The sequence below is a fragment of the Pseudoduganella guangdongensis genome (assembly GCF_009857475.1).
GTDB classification, from domain to species: domain Bacteria; phylum Pseudomonadota; class Gammaproteobacteria; order Burkholderiales; family Burkholderiaceae_D; genus Rugamonas; species Rugamonas guangdongensis.
Window position 1 is genome coordinate 353,238 of record NZ_WWCJ01000004.1, and the last position, 8,176, is coordinate 361,413.

The window sequence follows — 8,176 nt, forward strand, 5'->3', positions numbered from 1 at the left end:
TAATGGCTGAAGTATTGAACCCACCCTCGCCATGGGTGGAGCGGTTCGCCCCGCTGGTGCCGGGCGGTGAAGTATTGGACCTGGCGTGCGGCAACGGCCGCCACGCGCGCCACCTGGCCGCCCTTGGTCATGCCGTGGTGGCGGTCGACCGCGACCCGCAAGCCCTGGCCGCGGCGGCCGGCGACGGCATCGTGACCAGCCAGATCGACCTGGAAGAGGAGGGCGCCTGCTGGCCTTTCGGCCTGGCGCGCTTTGCCGGCATCATCGTCACCAACTACCTGCACCGCCCGTTGCTGGCGGACATGCTGGGCAGCCTGGCGCCGAACGGCATGCTGATTTACGAGACCTTCGCCGACGGCAATGCCGCCTTCGGCAAGCCGTCCAATCCGGATTTCCTGCTGCAAGCCGGGGAATTGCTGGAATTGGCTAGAATGCAGGGCCTGCGTGTCATCGCATTCGAGGATGGCGTCGTTAATACACCGAAACCCGCCATGGTGCAGCGCATTTGCGCCGTGAAAGAGGAGTTTCCAAGGGAGGCGGCGCTGTTGCCGTCATTTTGAGCGTCCAAAATGCACCACGCGCGCAGGGGATGCTCTACAATCGTCGTTTTAAATCTTTTTGCAATTGGTTTCCTATGATTAAGGGTAGCATTGTAGCAATCGTAACCCCGATGCATGCGGACGGCTCCCTGGATTATCCAGGCCTGAACGCGCTGATCGACTGGCACATTGCCGAAGGCACGGATGCCATTGTCATCGTCGGCACCACCGGCGAATCCGCCACCGTGAGCGTGGCCGAGCACTGCGAACTGATCAAGGCTGCCGTGGACCGCGTGGCCGGCCGTATTCCGGTGATCGCCGGTTCCGGCGGCAACTCCACCGCAGAAGCCATTGAGCTGACCCGCTTCGCCAAGAACGCCGGCGCCTCGGCCTCGCTGCAAGTGGTGCCTTACTACAACCGTCCTACCCAGGAAGGCATGTACCAGCACTTCAAGGCCATCGCCGAAGCGGTGGACCTGCCGCTGATCCTGTACAACGTGCCGGGCCGCACCGTGGCCGACATGAGCAACGACACCATCCTGCGCCTGGCGGCGATCAAGAACATCATCGGCGTCAAAGACGCCACCGGCAATATCGCGCGCGGCTACGACCTGCTGCGCCGTGCGCCGGCCGACTTCGCCGTGTACTCGGGCGACGATCCGACCGCGATCGCCCTCATGATGGCCGGCGGCAAAGGCAATATCTCGGTGACCGCCAACGTGGCGCCACGCCAGATGCACGAACTGTGCGCGGCGGCGATGGCTGGCGACTGCGCCAAGGCCACCGCCATCAACAACAAACTGTTCCCCCTGCACCAGAATCTGTTCATTGAACCGAATCCGGTGCCGGTCAAATGGGCGCTGGCGGCAATGGGCAAGATGCCAGCCGGCATCCGCCTGCCGCTGGTACCCCTGGCAGAGCAGTACCACGAGACCGTCCGCGCAGCCCTGCGCGATGGCGGCGTGCTGAACTAATCTTCTTCTCCACATGACTATTCGCAAGATCGTATCCCAGACCCCGCAGCGCGGGCTCGTCGTTGGCGCCCTGATGCTGAGCCTGACCGGCTGCGGCATGGTGCAGTCCGTAGTCGGCGATACCAAGGTTGATTACAAATCGGCCAAGAAGGCCAGCACCCTGGACGTGCCGCCCGACCTGACCCAGCTGTCGAAAGACAACCGCTACGCGCTGCCAAGCAATGACCGTGGCGTGGCAACCGCCTCCGGCTACCAGGCCACCCGTGGCGGCGCCGCCGCCAGTGCGGCGCCGGTGAGCAGCAATGAAGTGGCCAGCACCGGCAACAACCAGGTGAAGGTCGAACGCTCCGGCAATCAGCGCTGGCTGGTGGTGCAGCAGACCCCGGAAGCCCTGTGGCCGCAGCTGAAATCGTTCTGGGAAGACTCGGGCTTCACCCTGGCCGTGGACAATGCCACCGCCGGCGTGATGGAAACCGAATGGAATGAAAACCGCGCCAAGATCCCGCAGGACTTCATCCGCAACACCCTGGGCAAGGTATTCGACAGCCTGTATTCGAGCGGCGAGCGCGACAAGTACCGCACCCGCCTCGAGCGCAACGCCAACGGCGGCACCGAGATTTATATCAGCCACCGCGGCACCCAGGAAGTGACCACCGGCGCGCAGAATGAATCGACCATGTGGGCCAACCGGAACAGCGACCCCAACCTGGAAGCGATCTTCCTGGCCAAGCTGATGACCAGGCTGGGCGGCACCGCCGATGAGGCGGCCGCACGCACTTCGGTCGACAATGCCGCGGTGCAGGCGCAGCATGCCACCATCGTTGGCGAAGGCTCGGGCCGCTTCATCAAGACCGATGAAGGTTTCGACCGCACCTGGCGCCGCGTTGGCCTGGCGCTGGACCGCGCCGGCTTCACCGTGGAAGACCGCGACCGCGTGCAGGGCATTTATTACGTGCGCTTCGTGAACGATGCGGCCGATACCCGTGGCTGGCTCAGCAAGCTGTTCAGCTCCGGCCCATCCGAGAAAGACAAGGAAGCGCAGCGCTACAATATTTCCGTGCGCTCCGACTCGGTCAACAGCACCCAGGTATCGGTCTGGACCAGCAAAAACACCCCGGAAGATACCCCGGTGGGCGAGAAGATCCTGAAGTTGCTGCACGAGCAGCTTAAATAAGGGGAATCCTTAGTTGAAAAAAAGCCGGCATTAGCCGGCTTTTTTATTTCCTTGATACAGTTATTCGTAATTCGGGGTCAGGTCTGACATTCGGACAAATTGCTGCGCAATTTGTCCGAATGTCAGACCTGACCCCGAATCGTGAGTCCGCTTAGGCGAAAAAAAACCGGCCCGAAGGCCGGTTTCTTTTTCCCTGCGAAGGAATTACTTAGCAGCGGAAGCAGCGGAAGCAGCAGCCGAAGCAGCGGATGCAGCTGCGGAAGCAGCAGCAGCAGCGTCGGAAGCAGCGGTAGCGGCAGCAGCAGCAGCGTCAGCAGCTGGAGCAGCAACTGGAGCAGCAGCGTCAGCAGCTGGAGCAGCTGGGGCTGGAGCAGCAGCTTCTGGGGTAGCTACTGGAGCTGGAGCTTCTTCTTTCTTGGAGCAAGCGGCCAGGGCAACAGCCAGCAGGGAGGCGATCAGCAGGGATTTTTTCATTTGTTTTCCTTAATTAACTCAACAAAAATTAAACAATGTTGCGATGAATAATTACCGGTAATTATCGCTCGGTGTTTCGTCGGCCTTTCCAACCTTCAGAAAAAGGTCGACCAGACACGGAAACACACCGGATATTATAGCGTTTTCTGCTGCGTCGCAATAGCCAAACGGTCTGTTTACACAACTATTTTGCGGAATCGCAATGTTTTTTTACAGAGTCGTTCTGCCTGCAACTTCAGCCATTACCGTCATACCTCGAACAGCCGTATTTTACAGTGTCCTGGCCTACAATCCAGTCGTGCCTGCTTTCAGGCCCGGCAGGGTTTCAGCCCAGATAGCTTCATAACGCTCCAAGCTGGTTTGGGTTGACAAGGGATCATCGAAATTTGCTTCTCCACGGAAATGATCCGAGTGGAAGCGGCGGACGATATGCCTGCCGTCCGCCACGCAAAACGAATCGGTCAGGGTGCGGATGCTGCGCGAGGTCAGGCGGCATTCGATCTGGTGGCCATAGTCTTCCAGCAGGGTGAGGAAGCGCGGTTCGTGGCGCTCCAGGTGGGCATTGCTGTGCGCCACCAGTTGCAGGCGGCCCTGGTGCTGCAGGAAGCGGCGCAGCAGGGCATCGGTTTGCGTATGCCCCAGCTGCCACCAGGCATAGTCGGGGTCGAAGCACTGCAGCGTCAGGCGGGCTTTGGAGAAACAGTCCAGCAACAGGGCCTGGAATGCGCTTCGGCTGTCAAAAGGCTGCTTCTCCATGCTTCCTCCGCTTATTTATGTAGTTCCAGCCAGCCATCGGTGTACCAGGCGTACAGGGCTTCCAGCACATCCTCGGAAGCGCCGGCCACGGCGGCGCCGTCCAGGCCACGGGTATTGGCCAGGGTTTCCAGCGCGGTTTTGTCGGCCTTGTTCATGGCGAACGATTCGCCGTTAATGAAGACGTTCTTGCCGCGATACAGCATTTGCGTCTTGCGCGACAGGACCACGCCTTTCTTCTCGGCCGCCTGCTGGAATTTGCCGGCGGTCAGCGGCTTTTCCAGCGGCTGGAAGAAGACATTATGCTTTGGCTCGGACAGGTATTCGCCCAGGAAAATGGCGAAGTCGTCTTCGGTAAAGCTGACTTTATTCAATTCATCGGCCAGTTTGCCCAGCATGGCTTGCGGGATTTCGGCCGGCTTTTTGGTCGGCTCCAGGTCCGGGTCGGCATAGCGGCCCGGCAGGTCGATGGAGTCGGCCATGAATTGCAGGAACGCCTCGCCCAGCTCCTGGTAGGACGGCGAACGGAAACCGATCGAATAGGTCTGGCAGTCGCCGATCGCTTCGCCATCGTGGGCGTAGTGCGGCGGCAGGTAGAGCATGTCGCCCGGTTCCAGCACGAATTCCTCGGTGGCCTTGAATTTCTTCAGGATCTTCAGCGGCAGGCCTTCGATCAGGGTCAGGTCCTTTTGCGCGCTGATTTTCCAGCGGCGCTGGCCTTGCGCCTGCAGCAGGAACACGTCGTAGGAGTCGAAGTGCGGGCCGACGCCGCCGCCATCGGTGGCGAAACTGACCATCAGGTCATCCAGCCGCGCATCGGGCAGGAAGCGGAACTGGCGCAGCAGCTCGTCGGCCTTGTCGTCCTGCAGGTTGACGCCTTGCACCAGCATGGTCCATGCGCGCTCGCTGCGCGCCGGCAGCTCCTTGAGCGGGCCGTGCTGCAGGTCCCAGCTGTCGCCTTGCTTGGTGACCAGGCGGCTTTCCACATAATCCTTGGTGGCCAGTTCCGCCAGTTGTTCAAAAGACAGCAAGGGTTTGAAGCCGGGCACCGCCTGGCGGATCAAAAGCGGCTTCTTGTGCCAGTAGTCGCGCAGAAATTGCGCCGGCGTGATGTCGCCGAGAAGGGTCAGTTTTTTCATGGTGGGATTATAGCAAGCGGTATAATCGCACCAGCTTAGAAAAGAAAGGAAGCTCAATGAAGATCGCCAAGAATACCGTTGTGACAGTGGAATACAAACTGTCCGATGCACAAAACAATCTCATCGAAGACGGTCGCCAGCCGATGGTTTACCTGCACGGTGGCTATGAAAACACCCTGCCGAAGATTGAAGAAGAACTCGATGGCAAAGAAACCGGCTACGCCTCCACCATCCAGATCGAACCGGAAGACGCCTTTGGCGATTACGACCCGAACCTGCTGAAAGTGGAAGAGCGCGCGCGCCTGCCGGGGCCGCTGGAAGTCGGCATGCAATTCGAAGGCCTGCCAGAAGGCGGCGACGATGAAGAAGCCATGATCTTCACCGTGACTGAAATCGCGGACGACAAGGTGGTGCTGGATGGTAACCACCCGCTGGCCGGCATGGCCCTGCGCTTCGAACTGAAAGTGGTGGAAGTGCGCGCTGCAACCGAAGAAGAGATCGCGCACGAACACGTGCATGGCCCGCACGGCCACCATCATCACGATGAGGATGATGAGGGCGAGGATGGCGAAGAAGGCGACCACTTCCGCACCCATCCGATCCATTAAAAACGGCATCGTGTGAAAAAGCCCCGCTACGCGGGGTTTTTTACTTGGCGTTACCAGAAGTAAGGAATATATTTCGCCTATGAAAATTTTATTTCCATAGAATAATGAGAAAAAACCTTCCCGTGACGGCTGCCGAGTTCCAAATGGAGGATGGGCGCCCCATCGTTTCCAAGACTGACCTCAAGGGCAAAATCACCTACGTCAATCCGTACTTCGTCGAAGTCAGCGGCTTCTCTGCCGAGGAATTGCTGGGTGCCCCGCACAACCTGGTGCGCCACCCCGACATGCCGCCGCAGGCCTTTGCCGACCTGTGGCAATGCCTGAAAGCCGGCATGCCCTGGACCGGCATGGTGAAGAACCGCCGCAAGAACGGCGATTTCTACTGGGTCATCGCCAACGTCACGCCGGTGTTCGAGAACGGCCGGGCGACCGGCTATATGTCGGTGCGCAGCAAGCCGACGCGGGCCCAGGTGGCGGCGGCGGACAGCCTGTACCGCGCCATCAATTCCGGTGCCGCGCAAGGCATCGTGATCCGCGAAGGGCAGGCGGTGTCCTGCGGCTGGCGCGGCCGCCTGCAGGCGCTGGGCAACCTTTCCCTGCATGCGCGCCTGCTGGCGATGGGGGCCATCGGCAGCGCCCTGTTTGTCGGCCTGGGAACGGCGGCCGCCAGCCTGGCCCCGGCCGCCGCCGCGCCCTGGCTGCTGCTGGCGGCGGGCGTGGGCGTGGCCTTCAGTACCGGCGGCGCCTGGATGCTGCACCAGGCCATCGTGGCCCCGCTGCGGGAAGCCACGCGGGCGGCGCGCGCCCTGGCCGGCGGCGACCTGACCGGCGCCATCAGCGCCCGCCGCGGCGACGATATGGGCCACTTGCTGCGCGCGCTGCAGCAGATGAATGTCAACCTGCTGGCCATGATCGGCGACGTGCGCGCCAACGTGGACGCCATGAACGGCGTCACGCGCGAGATCGCGGCGGGTAACCAGAACCTGTCGGCGCGCACCGAGGCCCAGGCTTCCAGCCTGGAGGAAACCGCCTCCAGCATGGAGCAATTCTCATCGACCGTGCAGCAGAATGCCGACAGCGCGCAGCAGGCCAACCGGCTGGTGCAAGGCACGGCCGATGTGGCCCAGCGCGGCGGCAGCGCGGTGGCCAGCGTGGGCGCCACCATGGGCGATATCAGCAGCTCGGCGCACAAGATCGTCGACATCATCGGCATGATCGACAGCATCGCATTCCAGACCAATATCCTGGCGCTGAACGCCGCTGTGGAGGCGGCGCGCGCCGGCGAGCAGGGGCGCGGCTTTGCCGTGGTGGCGTCGGAAGTGCGTCACCTGGCGCAGCGTTCGGCGGCGGCGGCCAAGGACATCAAGTCGCTGATCGACGATTCGGTGCGGCAGGTGGAGCGCGGCGGCGCGCTGGTGGGCGAGGCCGGCCAGACCATGGAGGAGATCATCGCGTCGGTGCAAAACGTGTCGCGCATCATGAACGAGATCGAACTGGCCAGCCGCGAGCAGAGCATCGGTATCGGCCAGGTCAACCAGGCCATCGGCGAGATGGACCAGGGCACGCAACAGAACGCCGCCCTGGTGGAAGAAGCCGCAGCGGCGGCGGAAAGCCTGCACCAGCAGGCCGGCCAGCTGGCGCAGGCCATGAGCGTGTTCCACCTGCCGCGGCGCGGCTGATCAGTCGGTGCCGAGCGAGAACAGGGAGGCGCTGCCGGGAATCACGCGCAGCGCCGTCCATTCGGCGCCCAACGCCAGGTGCCCGATATTCTTGTTCCATTCAATGGCGGGGGCGGCCTTGTCCTGCTTGCGCGTATCGACCAGCAGCAGCTGGCCGGGATACTTGTCGGCCAGCGCGCACCAGGCGGCGCGTTTCGGTAAAGCCGTCCTTCTTTTGCGCCAGGCGGGCGAAGAAGCCTTCCTCGACGTGGGCGCCGATATCGCCTTCCATCAGCAGCACCATGCCCGGCAGCTTTTTGCGCTTGGCCAGCAGGAAGGCGCGCTGCAGCCAGGCACGGTTGGCCACCATGCGGTCTTCGTATTCGCTGTTGCGGCCCGCTTCGCTCAGGTAGTGGTTGTTTTTTGCCGGGACGTTGAGGCTGACGAACAGGATGTTCTCGTGTTCCCAGTAGGCGTTTTCGGCGTAGTCGCGGAACTTGGCGATGGCCGACTGCCGGTTCAGGGCCAGCTTGCCCTTGCCCAGCGCTTCCGGCGCGGCGAAGAACAGTTCGCGGATGCGGTTCAGGCGTTCGATGGCGTTGCTCTTGCCGTTCGAGTTGCGGCACTCGGTCCAGTCGCTGCCGGCCGGCAGCAGCACCAGCGGGCGCGCGGCGCTCTCCATCAGTTCGCGCCGTTCGGCATACAGCCTGTCGCTGCACGGCTCTTGCACGCCTTTGATGCCGGTGGCGACGATGAAGGCCGGCTCGGCCTGGCCGGCTTCGGCCAGCAGGCGGCGCAGCGTGGCGTCGGCGCCCGCAGGGGCCGCTGCCGCGTCGCCCGGGTCGGCGCCAGCCGCC

At 62.3% G+C, this 8,176-nt stretch carries 8 protein-coding genes and 1 pseudogene; 5 read left to right on the forward strand and 4 right to left on the reverse strand.

From position 1 onward, the window contains the following. Positions 1–2: 2 nt before the first annotated feature. The 3 genes from GTP41_RS07695 (at position 3) to bamC (ending at position 2,687) form a co-directional block, all read left to right on the forward strand. The gene (locus GTP41_RS07695; protein ID WP_161024974.1) at positions 3–560 is read left to right on the forward strand and encodes a class I SAM-dependent methyltransferase; all 558 of its coding nucleotides are present in this window, start codon (positions 3–5) and stop codon (positions 558–560) included. Positions 561–634: 74 nt separating this feature from the next. Next, positions 635–1,513 carry a 4-hydroxy-tetrahydrodipicolinate synthase gene (dapA, locus tag GTP41_RS07700; RefSeq protein WP_161024975.1) on the forward strand — a complete coding sequence of 293 codons (879 nt, stop codon included), beginning with the start codon at positions 635–637 and terminating at the stop codon, positions 1,511–1,513. 13 nt (positions 1,514–1,526) lie between these two features. Beyond that, positions 1,527–2,687, forward strand: a complete 1,161-nt coding sequence (gene bamC / locus GTP41_RS07705) for an NlpB/DapX family lipoprotein (RefSeq protein ID WP_161024976.1) — start codon at positions 1,527–1,529, stop codon at positions 2,685–2,687. 204 nt (positions 2,688–2,891) lie between these two features. Here bamC and GTP41_RS27355 read toward each other — a convergent pair whose 3' ends face one another. From GTP41_RS27355 to GTP41_RS07720, 3 genes are all read right to left on the reverse strand, one after another. Further along, complete coding sequence (locus tag GTP41_RS27355) at positions 2,892–3,161, reverse strand: hypothetical protein (protein WP_161024977.1); 270 nt, start codon at positions 3,159–3,161, stop codon at positions 2,892–2,894. 285 nt (positions 3,162–3,446) lie between these two features. Then, a complete protein-coding gene (locus tag GTP41_RS07715) occupies positions 3,447–3,917 on the reverse strand; it encodes a DUF7931 domain-containing protein (protein WP_161024978.1) in 471 nt (156 codons plus the stop codon). 11 nt (positions 3,918–3,928) lie between these two features. Beyond that, positions 3,929–5,053, reverse strand: a complete 1,125-nt coding sequence (locus tag GTP41_RS07720) for a ribosomal protein uL16 3-hydroxylase (RefSeq protein WP_161024979.1) — start codon at positions 5,051–5,053, stop codon at positions 3,929–3,931. Positions 5,054–5,109: 56 nt separating this feature from the next. Here GTP41_RS07720 and GTP41_RS07725 point away from each other — a divergent pair, with 56 nt between their 5' ends. Then, positions 5,110–5,661: an FKBP-type peptidyl-prolyl cis-trans isomerase gene (locus tag GTP41_RS07725; RefSeq protein ID WP_161024980.1), complete on the forward strand. Its 552-nt coding sequence runs from the start codon at positions 5,110–5,112 to the stop codon at positions 5,659–5,661. A 104-nt stretch (positions 5,662–5,765) separates the two neighbouring features. After that, positions 5,766–7,340 (forward strand): methyl-accepting chemotaxis protein, encoded by a 1,575-nt coding sequence (locus GTP41_RS07730; protein WP_161024981.1) that lies wholly within the window; start codon positions 5,766–5,768, stop codon positions 7,338–7,340. 100 nt (positions 7,341–7,440) lie between these two features. On the opposite strand, the pseudogene GTP41_RS07735 reads toward GTP41_RS07730, so the two are convergent. Beyond that, positions 7,441–8,176, reverse strand: a pseudogene (locus GTP41_RS07735) (hypothetical protein); the annotation flags it as partial.

Bases quoted from the DNA above. Each gene is read 5' to 3' on its own strand.
- GTP41_RS07695 (WP_161024974.1), top strand. From the start codon at position 3: ATGGCTGAAGTATTGAACCCACCCTCGCCATGGGTGGAGCGGTTCGCC.
- dapA (WP_161024975.1), top strand. From the start codon at position 635: ATGATTAAGGGTAGCATTGTAGCAATCGTAACCCCGATGCATGCGGAC.
- bamC (WP_161024976.1), top strand. From the start codon at position 1,527: ATGACTATTCGCAAGATCGTATCCCAGACCCCGCAGCGCGGGCTCGTC.
- GTP41_RS27355 (WP_161024977.1), bottom strand. From the start codon at position 3,161: ATGAAAAAATCCCTGCTGATCGCCTCCCTGCTGGCTGTTGCCCTGGCC.
- GTP41_RS07715 (WP_161024978.1), bottom strand. From the start codon at position 3,917: ATGGAGAAGCAGCCTTTTGACAGCCGAAGCGCATTCCAGGCCCTGTTG.
- GTP41_RS07720 (WP_161024979.1), bottom strand. From the start codon at position 5,053: ATGAAAAAACTGACCCTTCTCGGCGACATCACGCCGGCGCAATTTCTG.
- GTP41_RS07725 (WP_161024980.1), top strand. From the start codon at position 5,110: ATGAAGATCGCCAAGAATACCGTTGTGACAGTGGAATACAAACTGTCC.
- GTP41_RS07730 (WP_161024981.1), top strand. From the start codon at position 5,766: ATGAGAAAAAACCTTCCCGTGACGGCTGCCGAGTTCCAAATGGAGGAT.